This window comes from Alteripontixanthobacter muriae, assembly GCF_013336795.1.
Classification (GTDB): Bacteria; Pseudomonadota; Alphaproteobacteria; order Sphingomonadales; family Sphingomonadaceae; genus Pseudopontixanthobacter; species Pseudopontixanthobacter muriae.
Map to the genome: position 1 here is coordinate 125,770 of NZ_JAAFZT010000003.1, position 20,048 is coordinate 145,817.

The following is a 20,048-nucleotide window of genomic DNA, read 5'->3' on the forward strand; positions in this document are numbered from 1 at the left end:
GTCCTTGCGCCCCATCCTGTTCAAGGCCAAGCATCGCAAGCAGATTTGGATTGAGGGCCTGAGGCGAAATGCGAAGAACATTGGCGGACCACCGGCCCTGGCTTTTGCTGAGCATAAGTGCTGCCATAGCGTATTTTCTCCTGATGGATGGGCGACTTGGTGGCCTGTTTCTCATTATCATCAAGGGGCTGGCTGCCGGGTCGCTAGCGGTCTACGCTGCACGCAAGAGCCATCTGCCCGATGCCCGTTTGCTCGCGCTGGTGATGGCGCTCTCGGCCGTGGCCGACATGACGCTGGAGCTGTATTTCGGTGCGGGGGGAGGGCTGTTCTTCGCAGCCCATGTCGCCGCGTTGGCGCTGTATTTGCGCAATCTGCGTCACCAGCTCGCTTTCAGCCAGAAACTCGCAGCTGTCGGCCTCCTGATCTTCACACCGATGATCGCGTGGCTGTTAACGCTTTCCACAACCATCGCCATCTACGCGCTTGTGCTCGGCGGCATGGCCGGTGCGGCCTGGATGAGCCGATTCCCGCGTTATCGAACGGGCACGGGCGCAGTCCTGATTGTCATATCCAACCTCCTGATTTTCGCCCGGGTCGGCGGAGATCTGGACGTAGGCCTGACCGACTGGCTGACGTGGCCGTTTTACTATTCCGGGCAGTTCCTGATCGCCACCGGGGTCATTCAGACACTCCGCCGTGAAGCCCCTGCGAGGCGATAAATGCCGGGGGCGGGGCGCAGCTCCCCGCCTCCGGCCAATTCGTGCAGAACTATTCCGGCGCTTCGTCTTCATCGAGATTGTCGTCCCGATCCACCGTCGTGTGCGGGGCGGTTACGTTGGTTTGCCGGCCGACGATCTCCTCGATGATGGCCTCTTCCGCTTCGTTTTCAGGTGTTTCATCATCGTCGAGGCGAACGGCGCTGACGATGTGTTCGCCCTTGCCGACGTTGAACAGGCGCACGCCCGAGCTTGCCCGGCCGATGACCCGCAAACTGTCGAGGCCAATGCGAATGAGCTTCGCCTGATCGGTCACCAGCATCAGCTGGTGATCCTTGGTCGCGGCAAAGCTCGCAACCACGGGCCCGTTGCGTTCAATATTGTCGATGTTAGTGACGCCCTGGCCTCCGCGACCCGATCGGCGGTATTCATAGGCAGACGACATCTTGCCGTAGCCATTGGCGCAAATGGTCAGGATGAACTCCTCCTTCTCCGCCATGTCGCTATGCTCTTCGGACAGGGAGTCGCCGCCACCATCGGACTTCCAGGGCGCTACGCGCAGGTAGGCGTCGCGTTCCTCTGGCGAGGCGGAGCCGCCATGCAGGATTGAAAGCGAAACAACCTCGTCATCGTCACGCAGGCGCATGCCGCGCACACCGGTCGATGTGCGGCTGCGAAATTCGCGAACATCTTCGGCGTCGAAGCGAATCGCCCGGCCAAGGCGCGTCGCCAGCAAGACATCATCGCCCGATTCCAGCAGCGCCACGCCGATCAGGCGGTCGTTGCTGTCATCATCGAAGCGCATGGCGAATTTGCCGTTGCTGGGAATGTTGGTGAATGCGTCCATGCCGTTGCGCCGCACGTTCCCGCGCGCGGTGGCGAAAACGACGTTAAGGCTGCCCCAGCTCTCCTCATCCTCGGGCAGGGGCAGAACCGTACGGATAGTCTCCCCCTCTTCCAGAGAAGGCAGTAGATTGACGATGGGGCGGCCTCGCGTCGTCGGCGTGCCTTCCGGCAGTTTCCAGACCTTGAGGCGATAGACCTTACCCTTGTTCGAGAAGAACAGGACAGGATTATGCGTGCTGGTCACGAACATCTCGCTGACCGCGTCCTCTTCCTTCGTTGCCATGCCGGCGCGGCCCTTGCCGCCACGGTTCTGGGCGCGGAAGGTCGAAAGCGGGGTCCGCTTAATGTAACCGTCCAGCGTGACGGTAACGACCATCTCGTCGCGTTCGATCAGATCTTCATCGTCAAGCCCGTCCCAGGCAGGTGCGATCTGCGACAGGCGAGGGGTTGCATAGGTGTCGCGCACTTCCTGCAACTCGCCGCGCATGACCTCATACAGCTTGCGCCGGTCGGCAAGGATCTCGAGATAACCCGCGATCTGGTCGGAAAGCTCCTTCAGTTCTTCGCCGATCTCGTCACGGCCGAGTGCGGTCAGGCGATGCAGGCGAAGGTCGAGGATGGCCTTCACTTGCCGCTGCGAAAGACGATAGGTGCCACCTTCCTGCTCGCTGTCAGGCTCGATCGCTTCGACCAGACGGATATATTGCGCGATGTCGCCGATGGGCCAGTCGCGCGTCAGCAGCGCGGCGCGTGCAGCAGCCGGGTTCGAGGCTCCGCGAATAATCGCGACCACTTCATCGAGATTGGATACAGCGACCACGAGGCCAAGCAAAATGTGTGCCCGGTCGCGCGCCTTGTTCAGTTCGAACTTCGTGCGGCGGGTGATGACCTGCTCGCGGAAAGCAATGAAGGACGCGATGATATCGCGCAGCGACAGCGTCTCGGGGCGTCCGCCGCGGATGGCCAGCATGTTGGCGGGGAAGCTGGACTGGGCCGGCGTGTGCCGCCAGATCTGGTTGAGCACCACCTCTGGCGTAGCATCGCGCTTCAGGTCGACGACGACGCGAACGCCCATGCGGCTCGACTCGTCGCGGATATCCGCCACGCCCTCGATCCGCTTTTCCTTGGCGGCTTCGGCTATCTTTTCCACCAGGCTGTTCTTGCCGACCTGGAACGGGATCGAAGTGAAGATGATGGCACGACGACCTTCGCCGCGTCCGCCTTTCCCTTCCTCGATCTCGTGCCGGGCACGCATGAGGATGGAACCGCGGCCCGTCATGTAAGCGGACCGCGCGCCAGCGGTGCCAAGGATCAGCGGTGCGGTCGGAAAATCCGGCCCGGGAATGATGGCGAAAAGTTCTTCCGAGGTGATCCCGGGATTGTCCATGAAGGCAAAACAGCCGTCGATGACCTCGCCCAGATTGTGCGGCGGCACGTTGGTGGCCATGCCGACCGCGATCCCGCCTGCGCCATTGACGAGCAGATTGGGGAAGCGGGCGGGCAGTACCGTCGGCTCACGCCGCGAACCGTCATAATTGTCCGCAAAATCGACGGTATCCTTGTCGAGATCGTCCAGCAGCATGTTGGCGACGCGTGCCAGGCGTGCCTCCGTGTAGCGCATGGATGCGGGCGGATCGGGATCCATCGAGCCGAAATTGCCCTGACCATCGACCAGCGGCACGCGAAGCGACCAGTCCTGGGTCATCCGCGCGAGTGCATCATAGATCGAGGAATCGCCGTGCGGATGGTAGTTGCCCATCGTGTCGCCGACGATCTTGGCGCTCTTGCGATAGGGCCGCCCAGCGACGAAGCCGCCTTCCTGGCTGGCGAACAAGATCCGCCGATGAACCGGCTTCAATCCGTCGCGCACGTCGGGCAGGGCGCGGCTGACGATCACGCTCATCGCGTAATCGAGATAGCTTGCCTTCATTTCCTCGACGATGTCGATACGGCCGTGGTCACCCGGCGTTGCGGGCGGAACTATGGTTTGAATGTCGTCGCTCAAGGCGGGCCTGATCCGTTAGTAGCGTGGCGTGCAAGGCCACGGTTCAGCGTTAAGTCGCACAGCTTAGGGCATGGCGCCGCGATAGGCCACCGATAGCTGCTGTCGACGCGGGGCGAGGCGGCCGTTTTCCACATAAGTTTGCGAGACCCGCCTCGTCTATGTGCCAGCGGGCGGGCAACAGCCTGCCAGCGCCATTCAAAATCGGTTCAGCCGCAAATGCATAGGGCACAGGCAAATGGGTCAGGCAAGGGATGCTGAAACTACCCGTGCCATCAGGCGTTAAGCCCGGAACACCCGGAATTTCAAGGGAGACTACTTCATGACTTCGATTATCGGTTCGACTTTCCGCGGCGCCAGGCCGGTTTCGCGCTTCGCACTGGCCATTGCGCTGGCGACGGGCGCAGCCGTCGGTGTGACCGCACTGGAAGCGCCTGCTTTCGCACAAAAAAAGAAGAAAGCTGAAGCAGGCGAAGCCAAGGATTACTCGAAAGGCTTCATAGCGGCCTATCAGCCGATCCAGGAGCAGATCACCGCTGCAGGCAATGCTGCTGGTGCAGTCGGATCGGTGCCCGCGTTGAAGGCAGCCGCCCAGACAGCCGATGATCGGTTCGCCGCTGGTCAGTTGATATATTCGATCGGTCGCGACGCTCAGGACATGGCCTTGCAGCGCGAGGCTGTCGCCATGCTGATCGACAGCGGAAAGCTGCCTGCGGCCGATGTGGGGCGGTACAACTTTCTGGCCGGCCAACTGGCCTATCAGCAAGAGGATTATCCGGCGGCACGTTCCTATATCGAACAGGCAATCGCGGCCGGTTGGACCGAGAACAATCCCCAGACGCTGATCGCGGAAAGCTATTTCGCGGAAAACAACAATCAGGCAGGTCTGGAATATCTCGACCGGGCCATTCAGGCGCGCGTGGATGCGGGGCAGCCAGTCGACGAGAACTGGATCAAGCGCGGCCTCTCCATCGCCTATAATTCAGACATGGCGCCTCAGGCGGAAAATTACAGCCGCCTGCTCGTGCAGTACTACCCTTCGGCTCAGAACTGGGGTGATGCAGTTGGGATCCTGCGCAACAACAATGCGTATGGGGACGAAGAACTGCTCGACCTGCTTCGTCTTTCACAGCGTACGAATTCCTTGCGCACTGCACGCGATTACGTCGACTACATCGAAACCGCCGATCCGCGGCGGCTTCCCATCGAGGTCGGCCGCGTAATCGAGCAGGGCAAGGCCGCCGGTCTGCTCAATTCTTCCGACCGTTACGTGAACGAAGCCGAGACCATGTCCCGCAGCGGCGCAAGCCTGGTGCGCGAGGACTTCGCCAGCCTCGAGGCCGATGCCCGTTCGGCCAGCGGCAGCGCACAAGTCGCAATCGCGGCAGGTGACGCCTACCTTAGCGACAACCAGCCCGCCAAGGCCGAAGAGCTTTACCGGGTTGCTTTGGCCAAGCCCAATGTCAATGCGGCCCTTGCGCTGACGCGCCTTGGCATTGCTCAGCTTGATCAGGGCAATACCGCTGAAGCTAATGCCACTTTTACAAAGGTCGAAGGTGCGCGTCAGGCGATTGCACGCCTTTGGAGCACCTATGCGATGCAGGAGGCTTCCGGTCAGTAATTCGACCAGAACTTCATAGAAAGTGAAGATGGCGCGGTTCCTCACGGGATCGCGCCATTTTCCTATCTGAGGCGCTTCACATACAATTGGTTGCCATTACGCTTTTCCAGCTTGAAATTGTCGCTCGCTGCCCGAACCAGTTCCGACAGTCTCTTGTACCCGTGGTTTCGGACATCGAAGCTGGACCTGTTGCCAGCGATCTGGCCCACTTCCTGCAGTTTGGCGAATCCGTCATCATCGCGTTTCGCGGCCTTCCATGCCGCCCCAAGCAAGTCGATCAGATCCTGGTCAAGGCCACTATCATCGTCCTGCTGCTTGCCTGAAGGATCCCGCGCGGGCTGTTCCCGTTCGTCCCGGTTAACGGTACCGATTAACTTGTCGATATCGATGAAGCGGGTGCACGCGCTGGTAAAGGCCTCGGGTGCCTTGGCGCTTCCGAAGCCATAAACAAGCAGGCCGTCCTGCCGCAGGCGGGTGACGAGCGGCGTGAAATCGCTGTCGCTGCTCATTATGCCGAAGCCATCGACTTTGCCTTGGTACAGAAGGTCGATGGCGTCGATCGTCATGGCCATGTCGGTGGCATTCTTGCCGCGCGTCATATCGAATTGCTGCTTGGGCTGGATGCCGAACTTGTGCGTCAGGTTGCCCCATTTCGACAGGGCCGGCTTCGAGAAATTGCCATAGGCACGGCGGATGTTCACCTGGCCCAGTTCGGCCATCACGGTCAGGACGGGATCGATTCCGTTAGGGTTGATGTTGTCGGCATCGATCAGCAAAGCTATGTTTTTCAGGTTCTCTTCGGGCAATGCCGGGTCCTTCTTGTAGAGCTATCTCATTCAGGTGATCGCCTCGTCAAAGAGCGGGGGCGAATCTGCCGTCATTGTCCATCAAGTGCAGGATTCCATCGCTGATTGCGAAGAACGCTCCGCTCAGGCGAAGATCGCCCGCCTGCTCCTTCTGCTGCACATAGGGGAAGCTGCGAAGATTGTTCAGACTGACACGCACGCCCGCCAGTTCCATGGCCCGTTCCGCATCGCGACCCTCTGCACCATGTTCCCGCACCACTTCCTCCCGCGCCTCGTCGAGCAGCGCAATCCAGTCGGCGATGAAGCCGCCTTCGCCTTTTCCGCTCCCGCGCAATTCCTGCGTCAGGGCAGCGTGGCAACCGCCACAAAGCCCGTGACCGAGGACCACGATTTCTTTCACCTTCAGCACCTGCACGGCGAATTCGAGCGCTGCCGATACGCCATGGCGGCCAGGGGTGGTTTCATAGGGAGGAACCAGAGCAGCGACGTTGCGCACGGCGAAAATCTGCCCCGGGTCGACATCGAAAATCTGTGCCGGGTCGACCCTGCTGTCGGAGCAGGCGATGACCATCACCCTCGGTTCCTGCCCTTCGCCGAGAGAGGCCCAGCGTTCGCGGTGAGGGGTCCAGCCCACATCGCGAAACCTGCGATAACCTTCGATCAATCCGCTGATTTCAGGAGAGTGCGACTTTGCTGATTTGGAGTCTGTCATGGGCATTGTCATGCCGTGTCGATACAGGACTGGCAAGATCGTGCGCTGCGCACTAGATGGGCCGCATGAATGATTTCTCCCCGACGACGCAGCCTGTGCCGCAGGACCGTGCGCCCCGCCAGCGCAAGCCCGACTGGATTCGCGTAAAGGCACCCACGAGCAAGGGGTTCCAGGAAACGCGCAAGCTGATGCGCGATCTCAACCTCAATACGGTATGCGAGGAAGCGGCTTGCCCGAACATTGGTGAATGCTGGACCAAGAAACATGCCACGGTGATGATCCTGGGCGATGTCTGCACACGCGCTTGCGCCTTTTGTAACGTAAAGACCGGCATGCCACGCATGGTCGACCCGCTGGAGCCGGAGCACACAGCTATTGCAGCGGCGAAGCTGGGTCTGGAACATATTGTCATCACCTCTGTCGATCGCGACGATCTGCCGGACGGCGGTGCGCACCAGTTCGTGAAGGTGATCAAGGCTCTGCGCCGCGAGACACCGGATACGACTATCGAGATCCTGACGCCCGATTTCCGCAACAAGATGCGTCCGGCGGTCGAAGCCATCTGTGAAGCCGGCCCCGATGTCTACAATCACAATCTGGAGACCGTACCGCGCCTTTATCCCACCATCAGGCCGGGCGCGCGATATTATGCTTCACTGCGCCTGCTGGAAGAAGTGAAGGCCCATGATCCGCTGATTTTCACGAAGTCCGGCATAATGCTGGGCCTTGGCGAACAGCGGCTGGAAGTTCATCAGGTGATGGACGACATGCGCAGCGCCGATATCGACTTCATGACGATGGGCCAATATCTGCAGCCTACGCCCAAACATGCCAAGGTCGTGGATTTCGTCACTCCCAAGCAGTTCGACGCTTATGGCGCGATCGCGCGGGCGAAGGGGTTCCTGCAGGTCGCATCGAGCCCTCTGACCCGCTCGAGCTATCACGCGGGTGAAGACTTCGCGCAGATGCGAAGCGCCCGCGAAACGAAGCTGGCCAAGGCCGAAACCCGCGCTGCGGAGGCGGCGGCAGCGAAGGTTACAGGCTGATGCCGGGCATCAAGGAAAAGCGTGTTCTGCCGTATAGTTGCGAGCAGATGTTCGATCTCGTCGCAGATGTTGGGCACTACGAGGACTTTCTTCCCTGGGTGATCGCCACGCGCGTCCGGTCCGACAGCGACACTGAATTGACTGCCGATATGCTGGTCGGTTTCAAGGCGATTCGTGAGCGGTTCACATCGAAGGTCACGAAGGACAGGCCGCGCCGCATCGACGTTCATTACGTTGACGGTCCTTTGCGAGACCTCGACAACAGCTGGGTGTTCACTCCGCGCGATAATGGCGGATGCGAGATCGATTTCAATGTCGACTTCGCGTTCAAGAACCGCGTGTTCGAAGCCTTGGCAGGGCAATATTTCGACCGTGCCTTTCGCAAGATGGTCACGGCATTCGAAGCACGCGCCGATGCGCTTTACGGCAGCAACAGTTCCAGCGCGACCAGCGTAGCCTGACGGCGAATTTCGGCGCGGTTGGCACCGTTCAGTTGCCGCAGCTCTCCCTCAGGCTCGGCTTCGGAGTTGCGCAACGCACGGGCAAATACAACGGTACCTACCGGCTTTAAAGCGGTCCCGCCGCCAGGCCCGGCAACACCGCTGATGGCCACGGCCACATCGGCATTGCTGTGTCTGAGCGCGCCTTGCGCCATTGCCCAGACGCAGGCGATCGACACCGCGCCGAAGGTCTCGATAATATCGCTGGAGACACCCAGAGATTCCATCTTGGCTTCGTTAGAATAGGTGACGAAGCCCCGGTCCAGCACGGCGGAAGATCCCGGTATCTCGGTCAGGGCGGAAGCGACGAGGCCGCCTGTACAGCTTTCCGCCAGCACGACTGTTCGCCCCTCGGCCCTGTTCGCCTCGATCACTCGCGCGGCCATGTCGGCGATCTCTTGCGGCAGGATGGTTTCAGCTGTCATTCTGCCTGTTCTGCCAGATAGGGCGGCATCAGCCAAGAACGACCGTTGCAGTTGCCTGTGCCGCCATACCTTCTTCGCGTCCGGTGAAGCCAAGCCGTTCGGTCGTTGTCGCCTTTACGCTGACCCGGTCTTCCGGCACCTCCAGCAGGCCTGCGAGCCTGCTCCGAATTGCCGAGCGATGCGGACCGATTTTCGGCGCTTCGCAGATGATCGTCAGGTCGATGTTGCCGACCGAATATCCGGCCTCCGCCACCAGTCTGACAGCATGCTGCAGGAACCTGTCGGATGACGCGCCTTTCCATTGCGGATCGCTCGGCGGAAAATGGCTGCCGATGTCGCCCTCGGCTACAGCGCCCAGCAGTGCATCGACAATCGCATGGATAGCCACATCGGCATCGCTATGGCCCGCCAGCCCGTGAGTATGCGGTATCCTGATCCCGCCGAGCCAGAGTTCTTCGCCTTCCGCAAGGCGGTGCACATCATAGCCCGAACCTACTCGCAAAGGCGGCAGTCCATCGGAAAAATCCTCGGCAAAGGTAATCTTTTTCAAGCGTTCGTCTCCTGCGACCAACGCGATCTCTCCACCCGCCGCCTGCAGAATCTGAGCATCATCCCCGGCGCCCAGATCAGCGGGAGCCGCACGATGAGCGGCAAGGATGGGACCGTAGCGGAACGCCTGCGGCGTCTGTACGCGGCGCACTGTTTCACGGTCGGCGGTACCCCACATCATGCCGCCCATCGTTATGACAAGGCTGTCGACGACGGGCAGAACGGGGATTACGCCATCGTGTCGGTCAAGTGCAGCGAGCAAGGCCTCGATTACTTCAACCGGCAGATCGGGCCGCGCGGCATCGTGGATCAGGACTTTGCCCGGGGAATCGTCGGCAAGAGCTTCCAGTCCCGCCGCTACCGATTGCTGCCTCAACGCGCCGCCCGGCACGAAGCGCAAATCGGCAAGTCCGGACAGTGCCTGCCTTGCGATGTCCTCGCCATCTGGTGGAATGACGACAATGATGGGCGAGGCGCCGCTGGCGATCAGACGCTCGATCGAATGTCGCAGCAGGGGTTTGCCGCGCCAGTTGGCGAACTGCTTTGGCAAGCGCTGGCCTGCTCGCAGACCTTGCCCGGCCGCCACGACAATTGCCGCGAACGCTGTGCTGTCGGACGCTGCTTCTTTGATCTGGTTCATCAACAGGCGGACCTAACTGCTTGCCCCAGTTCCCGCAATCCACTATGCGGCTGCCTAATAAACAGGCACCTGATTACATGACCGACATTTCCGCCCCTATGGCCCCGAAGCCCATCGCCATCGGATCGATCACCATAGATTGTCCGGTCGTTCTCGCGCCCATGACGGGCGTGACGGACATGCCGTTTCGAACGCTGGTTCGCCGCTACGGTTCGGGCCTCAACGTGACCGAGATGATCGCCAGTCCGGCGATGATCCGCGAAACGCGGCAGTCGCTGCAGAAGGCTGCCTGGCATCCCGCTGAAGAACCGGTATCGGTCCAGCTTGCCGGATGTTCGCCCGGTGAAATGGCTGAAGCGGCCAAGCTGAACGAGGATCGCGGGGCGGCGATTATCGACATCAACATGGGTTGTCCGGTCAAGAAGGTGGTGAATGGCGACGCGGGTAGTGCGCTCATGCGCGATCTGCCGCTGGCCGCCGAATTGATCAAGGCGACGGTGGAAGCGGTTTCGATTCCCGTGACGGTCAAGATGCGGATGGGTTGGGATCACCAGTCGCTGAATGCCCCCGAACTCGCCCATATCGCTGAAGATCTCGGTGCGAGGCTGATTACCGTTCATGGCCGAACGCGTTGCCAGATGTACAAGGGTCAGGCGGATTGGTCCTTCATCCGCAAGGTGAAGGACGCCGTGTCGGTTCCGGTAATCGCCAACGGCGACATCTGCGGTGTCGCAGACGCTGCGATTGCTCTCGCCCAATCCGGCGCCGATGGCGTGATGATCGGGCGGGGAGCCTATGGCAAGCCGTGGCTGCTGGGTCAGGTGATGCATTGGTGGTGTACAGGCGAAACCGTGCCCACGCCCAGCTTCGATGAACAATATCAGGTGCTTGTCGAACATTACGGCGCCATTCTCGAACATTATGGCGAGGAAGTGGGCGTGAAGATCGCCCGCAAGCATCTTGGTTGGTATACCAAGGGGATGCATGGGTCGGCGGAGTTCCGCAATCACGCCAACTTCATTGACGATCCGAGGCAGGTTCTTGGTGAAATCGAACGTTTTTACGAACCGTTCCTGCGACGCCGTGCGGCGTGACGGCCCCGGCTTCGCCAGCGCAGCCGGCTTGCGGAGCGGATAGCGACAAGCGACCGGATGCTGCCACCCAGATTGCGGGGATGAGCTTCGCCGTTATTCTGCTCAGGCCTGACCTGACAATAGCTGAACTCAACCCCGCGGCAGAAGAGATGTTGGGGCAGGGTGCATCCCGTCTGCTGGGTTTGCCACTACAGAGCGCGGTGATCTTCGGTGAAGATGCGGTGCGCCGACGGGTCGAAAGCAGCGAGGTTTCCCTTACCGCCCGGCGCATTGCAGTAACGATCGGTTCCTCCACTCTGACGGTGAATATGACTATGTCACCGCTTCCGGCAGCCAATGGGTGGAAGGTGCTGACCTTGTCTGAATCCGGTTCGAAGCACGGCGGCAGTTCCGATGTGGTGGACCATGCTGATACCCTTGTCCTGCAACGGGGCCCCTCGATCCTTGCTCACGAGATAAAGAACCCGTTGGCGGCGATCCGGGGGGCGGGACAGTTGCTTGCGCGAAAACTTTCTTCGGGAGATCAAACCCTCACCGATCTGATCTCGGAAGAGGTCGCGCGGATCGCCAGGCTGATTGATCGCATGCAGGCGCTTGGCAGCAGCCAGCGAGAACCGGTCGCCCGCTTCAACATGCATCTGCCCATCCGGTCTGCTCTGACCGCCGTTCGCTCGGCGGATATCAGCGGGTCAGCCATCATAGAGGAGTTCGATCCGTCCTTGCCTGATGTCTATGCTAGCCGCGACGCACTGCAGCAGGTCATAGTCAATCTCATGACGAACGCGCTGCACGCCTGCGCCGAGGCGAGGGAACCGCGCGTTACCGTTCGAACCCGCTTTGCGAGCGGGCTGTCCTATCAATCGCTCGAGTGCGGCAACTCGGTAAGTCTGCCGCTGGAAATAATCGTGGCCGATAACGGTCCCGGTGTTCCAGCAGGGATTGTCGACCAGATGTTCGAACCATTCGTCACTACGAAGCCCGGCGGGCAGGGCCTGGGCCTCCCACTCGTCCGCAAGCTGCTGAACGACATGGGCGCAAGGATCGCCTATGCGCGAGATGAACGAGCAGGGGTGACGATTTTTCGCATCAATCTGGCAGTGGCGTCATGACGGCGGCAGCGGACCGGATATTGCTGGTTGAGGATGACCGGAGCATCGCCACCGTCATCAGCGAAGCCTTGAAGCAGGACGGCCATGTCGTGACCCACTGCGCGGACATCGCCAGCAGGGACGAGGCGCTTGCGAATCCTGCATTCGGAGTGATGCTGACCGATTTGATACTTCCAGACGGGGATGGCATCACCAGCCTGAAAAGCGTGCAGGACAACAATCCCGATTTGCCGATCATAATTCTGTCGGCTCAGAATTCGCTGGATACCGCAGTTCGTGCAAGCGATGCCGGGGCGTTCGAATATTTTCCCAAGCCCTTCGACCTTGACGAATTGCTGCTCGCCGTGCGCCAGGCGCTGGATCGAAGTGGGCGAGCCTTGCCCGCTCCGTTGCCGTCATCGGCGAGCGCTTTGCCCCTGCATGGCCGCAGCCCGGCCATGCAGCACGTATTTCGCATGATCACGCGGGTCATGAACAATGACCTCACCGTACTGATTCTGGGGGAAAGCGGCACCGGCAAGGAGCTTGTCGCGGAAGCCATTCATCAATTGGGTGCCCGCAAGACCGGGCCGTTTGTGGCCGTGAATACTGCCGCCATTCCGGCGGATCTCATCGAAAGTGAACTGTTCGGGCACGAGAAAGGCGCGTTCACCGGCGCGATAACGCAGGCGATCGGCAAGTTTGAGCAGGCCAATGGCGGAACGCTTTTCCTGGATGAGATCGGTGATATGCCGCCGCAGGCGCAGACACGGCTCTTGCGAGCGTTGCAGTCCGGCCGGATCAGGCGCGTCGGTGGGCGCAACGACATCGCCGTCGACGTTCGCATCGTCGCGGCAACGAACCGCGACTTGACTCCTCTGATTGCGGAGGGGCTGTTCCGCGAAGATTTGTTCTATCGCCTGAACGTAGTTCCCCTGCATCTGCCCCCCTTGCGGGACCGGTCCGACGACGTCGAGCCTCTCGCTTTGCATTTCCTGATGCAGGCGGAGGAGGAAGGCCTGCCGCGGCGAAGCTTCTCGCCCGAAGCGCTTGAAATAATGCGAGCAGGCGCGTGGCCCGGCAACGTTCGCGAATTGCGCAATACTGTCTTCCGCCTGGCACTACTTTCACGAGACACCCTGATCGGGGCCGACCTTGTCCGGCTGACGGTACATGCGCCGGAACAGAGCTCGGCTTCGGGAGCGGCGGATGGCTTGACCGACATGCTGCGCCGTTGGATCGATCATCACCAGCCGTCCGATGGCTCGCTGTACCAGGAAGCGATCAGCGCGTTCGAGCGCCCGCTGTTCGAGCATGCCCTTTCGGTCTCGAAAGGGAACCAGCTGCAAGCCGCGCGGCTTCTCGGGATCAACCGGAATACGCTGAGAAAGCGGCTTGGTGAACTCGATATTGCCGCAGAGAAGTTCGCTCGGCGCGTTTGATCTGCAGTTTGCAGATTAGCTCTTGCAAATATGCAACAGCTTAGTTGTAACCGCGCAACTATGGTAAGCCAGACTGCATGGTAGAAACGGATATGGCAATTGCCGCGACGGGAAGTGGTCGCCGCAGTTCGCGAATGTGGCGGCGCTTCACCGTCGCCTCGCGGCGGGCCAATCTGTATCTGCTGCTCGAAATCACCGCTCTGGTCGTGTTCTTGCTGATGGTGGGAACGACTTACCTCACCTTCACTAACGCGCCGCCCGATCGGCAGTTGCTGCCGGCCGGGCAGGTCGCGCTGCTCATGGTCGGCACCCTGCTGCCTGCGATGTCGCTGATGGTGCTGTTCGGTCGGCGCATGGCGATCCGCCGGGCAGGGGGCAGTACCGGCCGGTTGCACGTCAAGCTGGTGTTCTTCTTCTCGATCGTGGCGGCAGTCCCTACTCTGCTAGTCGCGGGTTTTGCGGCGGTCCTGTTTCAATCGGGCGTGAATTTCTGGTTTTCGGACAATTCACGCCAATTGATGCAGAATGCGAATGCGCTGGCGCAGGGCTATTACGAACAGAACCAGCGTCAGGTCGCCAACCAGACCATCACGATGGCAGCCGACATCCGGTATTATCTCGAGCGCGGAACGCTCGCGGATCCGGACTTTGCCGATTTCTACGGCTTGCAGGTGCAGGGTCGTGAACTTAACGAATCCGCCATTCTCCAGCAGTTCACGAATGGCGAGGTACGCACGGCGGCCATCGTCGATCTGAGCGACGAAGAAGCGCCGCAGCGACTGCTGCGCGATCTGCTGACGAGTGCGGGCAGAGGCGAACAGGTCGCCGTTCAGGCCGATCCGACCAGGATAGCGGCACTGGTCCCGATCGATCCTGCAAGCGGAGTGTTTCTCTACAATGCTCGTAATAGCGAGGCGCTGGCTTTCAGCCAATGGGAACGCGCGCAAGCTGTCGTTGCGAACTACAGCCTTGTGACAGACCGGGCGCGTGCGCTGCAACTGCGCTTCAATCTCGCGCTCTTCTTCGTCAGCCTGATGCTGCTTGCAATGGCAGTATGGTTCGCGCTGCGCTTTGCCGACCGGCAGGTCGAACCCTTGCGCGACCTCGTGGCGGCGGCACGGAAGGTAGGCGGCGGTAACTTCGCGCTTCGCCTGGAAGGGCGCACGGGCGCGGACGAGATCGGCCTGCTGAACCGGGCATTCAATCGAATGACCGCGCAGCTGGAAAAACAGACGGACGCGCTGGTTGGCGCGAACCGGCAGCTAGCGGAACGGCGGACCTTTATCGAAGCCGTTCTGCAATCCGTCACCGCTGGCGTCATCTCCATCGACCATGACGGACAGATCCTGCTCATGAACGCGTCCGCGCGTAAGCTTTTGCTGAACGACGCCGTCACGCCGCCGACTACACTATTGCTGGACGATTTGGCGCCCCAGATGGTTGCCCTCACGATGGCGGGGCTCTCCAGCGGCATCGTCAGTTACAATCGTGCCGGGGAACTGCTGACCCTTGCCGTGAAGGTTGCGCCTGCCACGAACGGACATGTGATCACCTTCGAGGATATTACCCGGCAGTTGCTCGACCAGCGTCAGGCCGCATGGTCGGACGTCGCGCGCCGTATTGCGCATGAGATAAAGAACCCGCTGACCCCGATCCAACTCGCTACGGAGCGTTTGAAGCGCCGCTACCGAAATCAAATCGTTAATGACGGTGAATTGTTCGAGGAATTGACGGCAACTATCATCCGGCAAGTGGGTGACCTTCGCAAGATGGTCGATGAATTCTCCTCATTTGCCAGACTTCCGAAACCGAGCTTTCGCCAGGAGGACGCCCTCGATCTGATCCGGCAGGCCGTTTTCCTGCAGGAAGTCGCGCATCCGGCAGTCAATTACCTGCTGGATGCCGATGTGGAGCAGGCCCACACCATAGCCTGCGACCGGCATCAGTTCGGACAGGCGATGACGAATGTTCTGAAGAATGCTGTCGAAGCGATCGAGGCGAGAGAATCAGCGGCAGATGTCGAATATCGCGGGCGAATTAAAATTGTCGCCGAGATGGAAGATGACCGCCTGTGCGTTTCGGTCGAGGACAATGGCATCGGCCTGCCGCAGGACCGCGAACGTATCGTGGAACCCTACATGACGACCCGGGAAAAAGGCACCGGGCTTGGCCTCGCGATCGTGAACAAGATCGTGGAAGAACATGGCGGGGAAATGACCTTTGCAGCCAGCGAGGGCGGCGGAACCCGGGTAACGATGCGTTTTGCACGCAATCCGGTGACATCGGAAAACATCGCCACGAGCAACAACGAAGCAGCGGAATAATGGACAGAGAGGAGCACCAATGGCGCTCGACATACTGATCGTAGACGACGAAAAGGACATCCGCGACCTGGTGGCGGGCGTGCTGAGTGACGAGGGGTACGAATGCCGCACGGCCGGGGACAGCAGCGCTGCGCTGGCTGCCGTGGACGAGCGACGGCCGAGCCTGGTCCTGCTTGACGTATGGCTTCACGGCAGCGCCATGGACGGTCTGGAAGTGCTCGACGCGATCAAGGCCCGTGAACCGGAACTGCCGGTGATCATCTTCTCCGGACATGGCAATATCGACACGGCCGTTTCCGCCGTCAGCCGCGGGGCCATGGATTTCCTCGAAAAGCCCTTCGAAGCAGAAAGACTGCTTCTGCTGGTCGAACGGGCGACCGAAACCGAACGACTGCGGCGTGAGAATACGCGTCTGAAACAGGGCTTCTCACGCGGGGAAGAGTTCACCGGGAACTCCGTCGTGATCAACCAGGTCCGGGCTACGCTGAAGCGAGTGGCGGCGACGGGCAGCCGCGTAATGATTACCGGCCCGGCAGGGGCGGGCAAGGAAGTAGCGGCAAGGCTGCTTCACAGCTGGAGTCCCCGGGCCGAAGCGGCCTTCGTTATCGTAAACTCGGCACGGATCACTCCTGAAAGGTTCGAACAGGAACTGTTCGGTGAGGAAGCAGACGGCAAGCTGATCCGGCCCGGCCTTCTCGAGATGGCGGATGGCGGAACCCTGTATCTGGACGAGGTCGCGGACATGCCCCTGTCGACGCAGGCAAGAATTCTGCGCGTGTTGACGGAGCAGAGCTTCGTCAGGGTCGGAGGTAATCGCCAGATCGGCGTCGATGTTCGGGTCGTTTCTTCCACCAGCAGAGATCTTCAGGAGGAGATGGAGGAGAAAACCTTTCGCGAGGATCTTTTCTATCGATTGAATGTGGTGCCCGTGACCATTCCTTCGCTTGCGGAAAGGCGCGACGACATATCGGCGCTGGCAGAACATTTCTTCACCCGCTACTCGGCAGAACAGGGCATTCCTGCGCCTGAGATTGGCGACGAAGCGATGGCTGCGCTGCAGGCCTATGACTGGCCTGGGAACGTGCGGCAATTGCGGAATGTCGTGGAAAGAACCATCATCCTGACACCGCGAGAGAACCTGGTCGAAGTTGCCCCCGACATGTTGCCGGGCGAGGTAACCGGTGGCAGGCTCGGTGGGGGCCATGGAATATCCACATTGATGGGGGTACCGCTACGTGAAGCGCGCGAGAATTTCGAACGTGAGTATCTTTCCATTCAGATACGGCGGTTTAGCGGAAACATCTCGAAAACAGCGAGCTTCATCGGCATGGAAAGATCCGCTCTTCACAGAAAGTTGAAGCTTTTGGGGATGGGCGACAGGAAAGCCGACGATTGAACGACAAATCAATTATCTCAGGGGGAACGGCGCTGCCTATCGTGCATTGATCCCGTGAGGCAGCGCGATGCATGCCGCCAAGGTCCGAACCTGTCAGCTTAAGTGATCAGCTTCAGATTGCCGCGATCCAACCGGTCGCCGCCAAGAGCAAAAGAGGTGAATAATGCCAACCGGTAAGACGCTGTCGGCACGACCGAAGGCCGATGCGCCAGCAGAAATAGATGCTGCGAGCCCGCCGTCTGAAAAGATGAAGCAGACCAGGCACGCAAATCTGCAGGATGCCTTCCTGAACCTTCTGCGCCGGACAAAGGCGCCGGTTACAATGTTCCTCGTTAAAGGGGTGAAGCTGCAAGGCATCGTGACATGGTTCGACAATTTTTCGATCCTGCTCCGGCGCGATGGGCAGTCTCAGCTTGTCTACAAGCATGCCATATCGACCATCATGCCAAGTCAGCCGATAGACGCAGAGCAGTTCGGAAGTCAGGATAGCAATCGCAAGCAGCGCCTTTTGCAGGACGTTTTCCTGTCGAGAGTTCGCGAAAGCGAAGTTCAAGTCACGATGTTCCTTGTGAACGGCGTCATGCTGCAGGGGCAGATTGCAGCTTATGATCTTTTCTGCATGCTGCTTGAGCGAGAAGGTTATGTGCAGCTTGCCTACAAGCACGCGGTCTCCACCATTCAGCCCGCAGAAGCCGTGGACCTGAGCGACGAAGAAGGCGATGACCACTGAGCTACGATGATGACCTCATGGGAGAAGTCACGCGCGGCGCTCGTGCTCTCGTAATTTGCCCGGATATCAGAGGCCAGCGCAACGACCTGCCGCCTGACGAGCGCCTCGCCGAGGCAGAGGGTCTGGCCCTTGCGATAGGGATCGAGATTGCAGACGCCGTTATCATCCCGGTTCGGGAGGTGAAACCGAATACGCTGTTTGGGGCAGGGCAGGTGGAAAACATCGCCACTGCGTGTACGTTGGAGGACGCTGAGCTTGTCGTCGTCGACGGAGCGCTAAGCGCTATTCAGCAGCGGAACCTCGAGGAAAAGCTCGAACGCAAGGTGATCGACCGGACTGGTCTGATCCTCGAGATTTTCGGCGAAAGAGCGGCCACGGCCGAGGGGCGTCTGCAGGTGGAACTCGCACACCTCGATTACCAGCAGAGCCGGCTGGTTCGCAGCTGGACCCACCTGGAACGTCAGCGCGGCGGTTTCGGCTTTCTTGGTGGCCCGGGCGAAACGCAGATCGAAGCGGATCGCCGCATGATCCGAAATCGAATGGGGCGGTTGCGCAAGGAGCTTGAGCAGGTTCGCAAGACCCGTTCATTGCACAGGGACAGGCGAGAACGGGCCCCATGGCCCATCATAGCGCTTGTCGGTTACACGAACGCAGGGAAGTCTACACTTTTCAACAGATTGACTGGATCTGACATCATGGCGGAAGACCTTCTGTTCGCCACTCTCGATCCCACGATGCGCGCCATTCGGTTGCCCGGAGTGGAAAAGGCGATCATCTCCGACACCGTCGGGTTTATCTCCGATCTGCCGACCCAGCTCGTCGCTGCCTTTCGTGCAACTCTCGAGGAGGTGACGGCGGCGGACATCATCCTGCATGTTCGCGACATCGCCAATCCGGCAAGCGATGCGCAGAAGCAGCAGGTCTTGCAGGTTTTGGCTGATCTCGGTGTGCTTGATGAGCATGGGCAATCGGAGATTCCGATTGTCGAGGTATGGAACAAGGTCGATCTGCTAGCGGAAGAGGCTGCCCAGGAGGTTGCTTCCGTTGCTGGCGAAATCGAGATGGTTACGGCAATTTCGGCGGCGACTGGGGTGGGGGTGGACCAGCTCCTGACGCAATTGGGCACGTTGCTGACGGGTTCTGCGATCACTCGCGAATATCTCCTGCCGCTGTCGGCAGGGCGACAGATCGCGTGGCTACACGCACATGGCGAAGTGTTGGCCGAGGATCGGGCCGGAGATGGACCGGAGGGGCCGCTTACACGTCTGGTAGTGCGATTGAACCCGAAAGAGGCGGGGCAGTTCGCCTCACTTTAAGCGGCGTTCACAGCTCCTGAGCCTTCGCGGCCCGCCACAGACTATCCATTTCCGCATCGTCAAGTGGGCTCAAACCAGATCCATATGTAGTTTCGGCCATGGCCTCCATCACGCGATACCGCCGCTCGAATTTTGCATTGGCTTTGCGCATGGCAACTTCGGGATCGACTCCATATTTTCTTACGAGGTTGACGGCAGAGAACAGCAGATCGCCGGCTTCTTCTTCCCGGTCGGCCGCACTCGATTGCCGTAATTCTTGCATCTCCTCGAGTATCTTGGATTCCGCACCAGACCTGTCTGCCCAGTCGAAGCCTTCTCTGGCGGCGCGTTTCTGCAACTTTTCCGCTCTCAGAAGCCCCGGAAGCGCCAAGGCCACTCCATCCATAGCGCTTTGCTCACCTTTGGCATGCCGCTCATGCTCTTTGAGTTGCTCCCACCTGCTTTCCACTTCGGCTGCAGTTGCGTCGGAAAAGATATGCGGATGCCGGGCTTCCATCTTGTCGGCTATGGTGCGGGCTACATCCTGTATGTCGAACAGGCCGGCTTCTTCTGCAATCTGGCTTTGGAAGACTACCTGCAGCAAGAGGTCTCCGAGTTCCTCCTTCAGATCGTCATCGTCGTTGCGATCGATTGCGTCGCTCACTTCGTAAGCTTCCTCGATGGTGTATGGAGCAATCGTCGCAAACGTCTGCGCGCGGTCCCATTCGCAACCGGAGAGAGGGTCGCGCAATCGTCGCATTATCTGCAGAAGGCGAGCGAACTGGTCGGTCATCAGGTCACAACGCTAAAACGATA

General features: G+C 60.1%; 17 protein-coding genes. 11 read left to right on the plus strand and 6 right to left on the minus strand.

What is annotated here, in order from left to right:
• The first annotated feature begins 104 nt into the window (after nucleotides 1–104).
• The gene (locus tag G7A66_RS00800; RefSeq protein WP_232366554.1) at nucleotides 105–719 is read left to right on the plus strand and encodes a lysoplasmalogenase family protein; all 615 of its coding nucleotides are present in this window, start codon (nucleotides 105–107) and stop codon (nucleotides 717–719) included.
• A gap of 49 nt (nucleotides 720–768) precedes the next feature.
• Here G7A66_RS00800 and gyrA read toward each other — a convergent pair whose 3' ends face one another.
• Entirely contained in the window at nucleotides 769–3,567 is a 2,799-nt protein-coding gene (gene gyrA / locus G7A66_RS00805; protein ID WP_174293801.1) for a DNA gyrase subunit A, read from the minus strand.
• A 319-nt stretch (nucleotides 3,568–3,886) separates the two neighbouring features.
• On the opposite strand from gyrA, the gene G7A66_RS00810 reads away from it, so the two are divergent.
• Entirely contained in the window at nucleotides 3,887–5,185 is a 1,299-nt protein-coding gene (locus G7A66_RS00810; RefSeq protein ID WP_174293802.1) for a hypothetical protein, read from the plus strand.
• A 62-nt stretch (nucleotides 5,186–5,247) separates the two neighbouring features.
• On the opposite strand, the gene G7A66_RS00815 is transcribed toward G7A66_RS00810, so the two are convergent.
• Both G7A66_RS00815 and G7A66_RS00820 read right to left on the minus strand, forming a co-directional pair.
• Nucleotides 5,248–5,991, minus strand: coding sequence for an NYN domain-containing protein (locus G7A66_RS00815; protein WP_174293803.1), 744 nt, complete (start codon nucleotides 5,989–5,991; stop codon nucleotides 5,248–5,250).
• Nucleotides 5,992–6,037: 46 nt separating this feature from the next.
• Nucleotides 6,038–6,703, minus strand: a complete 666-nt coding sequence (locus tag G7A66_RS00820; protein ID WP_174293804.1) for a carbonic anhydrase — start codon at nucleotides 6,701–6,703, stop codon at nucleotides 6,038–6,040.
• Nucleotides 6,704–6,759: 56 nt separating this feature from the next.
• Between G7A66_RS00820 and lipA the strand changes: the two genes are divergently transcribed.
• Both lipA and G7A66_RS00830 read left to right on the plus strand, forming a co-directional pair.
• On the plus strand, nucleotides 6,760–7,749 hold the full coding sequence (gene lipA, locus G7A66_RS00825) for a lipoyl synthase (RefSeq protein ID WP_174293805.1): 990 nt from the start codon (nucleotides 6,760–6,762) through the stop codon (nucleotides 7,747–7,749).
• Nucleotides 7,749–8,210 (plus strand): type II toxin-antitoxin system RatA family toxin, encoded by a 462-nt coding sequence (locus G7A66_RS00830; RefSeq protein ID WP_174293806.1) that lies wholly within the window; start codon nucleotides 7,749–7,751, stop codon nucleotides 8,208–8,210. The genes lipA and G7A66_RS00830 overlap by 1 nt, the downstream gene beginning before the upstream one ends.
• On the opposite strand, the gene G7A66_RS00835 is transcribed toward G7A66_RS00830, so the two are convergent.
• Complete coding sequence (locus tag G7A66_RS00835) at nucleotides 8,171–8,674, minus strand: CinA family protein (RefSeq protein WP_174293807.1); 504 nt, start codon at nucleotides 8,672–8,674, stop codon at nucleotides 8,171–8,173. The two genes, G7A66_RS00830 and G7A66_RS00835, sit on opposite strands and share 40 nt — an antisense overlap.
• Before the next feature lie 28 nt (nucleotides 8,675–8,702).
• Nucleotides 8,703–9,863 (minus strand): bifunctional 2-C-methyl-D-erythritol 4-phosphate cytidylyltransferase/2-C-methyl-D-erythritol 2,4-cyclodiphosphate synthase, encoded by a 1,161-nt coding sequence (locus G7A66_RS00840; protein WP_174293808.1) that lies wholly within the window; start codon nucleotides 9,861–9,863, stop codon nucleotides 8,703–8,705.
• 77 nt (nucleotides 9,864–9,940) lie between these two features.
• Between G7A66_RS00840 and dusB the strand changes: the two genes are divergently transcribed.
• The 7 genes from dusB to hflX all read left to right on the plus strand — a co-directional run bounded on the left by dusB (nucleotide 9,941) and on the right by hflX (nucleotide 19,253).
• Nucleotides 9,941–10,957 carry a tRNA dihydrouridine synthase DusB gene (gene dusB / locus G7A66_RS00845; protein ID WP_174293809.1) on the plus strand — a complete coding sequence of 339 codons (1,017 nt, stop codon included), beginning with the start codon at nucleotides 9,941–9,943 and terminating at the stop codon, nucleotides 10,955–10,957.
• Nucleotides 10,954–12,066, plus strand: a complete 1,113-nt coding sequence (locus G7A66_RS00850) for a two-component system sensor histidine kinase NtrB (protein ID WP_332310455.1) — start codon at nucleotides 10,954–10,956, stop codon at nucleotides 12,064–12,066. Before dusB ends, G7A66_RS00850 begins: the two co-directional genes overlap by 4 nt.
• The gene (gene ntrC / locus G7A66_RS00855) at nucleotides 12,063–13,487 is read left to right on the plus strand and encodes a nitrogen regulation protein NR(I) (protein ID WP_174293810.1); all 1,425 of its coding nucleotides are present in this window, start codon (nucleotides 12,063–12,065) and stop codon (nucleotides 13,485–13,487) included. The genes G7A66_RS00850 and ntrC overlap by 4 nt, the downstream gene beginning before the upstream one ends.
• Nucleotides 13,488–13,564: 77 nt before the next feature.
• Nucleotides 13,565–15,811: a sensor histidine kinase gene (locus G7A66_RS00860; RefSeq protein WP_174293811.1), complete on the plus strand. Its 2,247-nt coding sequence runs from the start codon at nucleotides 13,565–13,567 to the stop codon at nucleotides 15,809–15,811.
• Nucleotides 15,812–15,830: 19 nt separating this feature from the next.
• Nucleotides 15,831–17,207, plus strand: coding sequence for a nitrogen assimilation response regulator NtrX (gene ntrX, locus G7A66_RS00865; protein WP_174293812.1), 1,377 nt, complete (start codon nucleotides 15,831–15,833; stop codon nucleotides 17,205–17,207).
• Between the two features lie 163 nt (nucleotides 17,208–17,370).
• Nucleotides 17,371–17,937: an RNA chaperone Hfq gene (gene hfq / locus G7A66_RS00870; protein WP_174293813.1), complete on the plus strand. Its 567-nt coding sequence runs from the start codon at nucleotides 17,371–17,373 to the stop codon at nucleotides 17,935–17,937.
• Between the two features lie 17 nt (nucleotides 17,938–17,954).
• On the plus strand, nucleotides 17,955–19,253 hold the full coding sequence (gene hflX, locus G7A66_RS00875) for a GTPase HflX (RefSeq protein WP_174293814.1): 1,299 nt from the start codon (nucleotides 17,955–17,957) through the stop codon (nucleotides 19,251–19,253).
• Nucleotides 19,254–19,260: 7 nt separating this feature from the next.
• On the opposite strand, the gene mazG is transcribed toward hflX, so the two are convergent.
• The gene (mazG, locus tag G7A66_RS00880; protein WP_174293815.1) at nucleotides 19,261–20,025 is read right to left on the minus strand and encodes a nucleoside triphosphate pyrophosphohydrolase; all 765 of its coding nucleotides are present in this window, start codon (nucleotides 20,023–20,025) and stop codon (nucleotides 19,261–19,263) included.
• Between the last annotated feature and the right edge of the window lie 23 nt (nucleotides 20,026–20,048).

Excerpts from the sequence above, each read along its gene's own strand:
- G7A66_RS00810 (WP_174293802.1), top strand. The coding sequence starts at position 3,887 with ATGACTTCGATTATCGGTTCGACTTTCCGCGGCGCCAGGCCGGTTTCG.
- hflX (WP_174293814.1), top strand. The coding sequence starts at position 17,955 with ATGGGAGAAGTCACGCGCGGCGCTCGTGCTCTCGTAATTTGCCCGGAT.
- G7A66_RS00860 (WP_174293811.1), top strand. The coding sequence starts at position 13,565 with ATGGTAGAAACGGATATGGCAATTGCCGCGACGGGAAGTGGTCGCCGC.
- mazG (WP_174293815.1), bottom strand. The coding sequence starts at position 20,025 with ATGACCGACCAGTTCGCTCGCCTTCTGCAGATAATGCGACGATTGCGC.
- ntrX (WP_174293812.1), top strand. The coding sequence starts at position 15,831 with ATGGCGCTCGACATACTGATCGTAGACGACGAAAAGGACATCCGCGAC.
- hfq (WP_174293813.1), top strand. The coding sequence starts at position 17,371 with ATGCCAACCGGTAAGACGCTGTCGGCACGACCGAAGGCCGATGCGCCA.
- ntrC (WP_174293810.1), top strand. The coding sequence starts at position 12,063 with ATGACGGCGGCAGCGGACCGGATATTGCTGGTTGAGGATGACCGGAGC.
- lipA (WP_174293805.1), top strand. The coding sequence starts at position 6,760 with ATGGGCCGCATGAATGATTTCTCCCCGACGACGCAGCCTGTGCCGCAG.
- G7A66_RS00830 (WP_174293806.1), top strand. The coding sequence starts at position 7,749 with ATGCCGGGCATCAAGGAAAAGCGTGTTCTGCCGTATAGTTGCGAGCAG.
- G7A66_RS00820 (WP_174293804.1), bottom strand. The coding sequence starts at position 6,703 with ATGACAGACTCCAAATCAGCAAAGTCGCACTCTCCTGAAATCAGCGGA.
- G7A66_RS00840 (WP_174293808.1), bottom strand. The coding sequence starts at position 9,863 with ATGAACCAGATCAAAGAAGCAGCGTCCGACAGCACAGCGTTCGCGGCA.
- G7A66_RS00835 (WP_174293807.1), bottom strand. The coding sequence starts at position 8,674 with ATGACAGCTGAAACCATCCTGCCGCAAGAGATCGCCGACATGGCCGCG.
- dusB (WP_174293809.1), top strand. The coding sequence starts at position 9,941 with ATGACCGACATTTCCGCCCCTATGGCCCCGAAGCCCATCGCCATCGGA.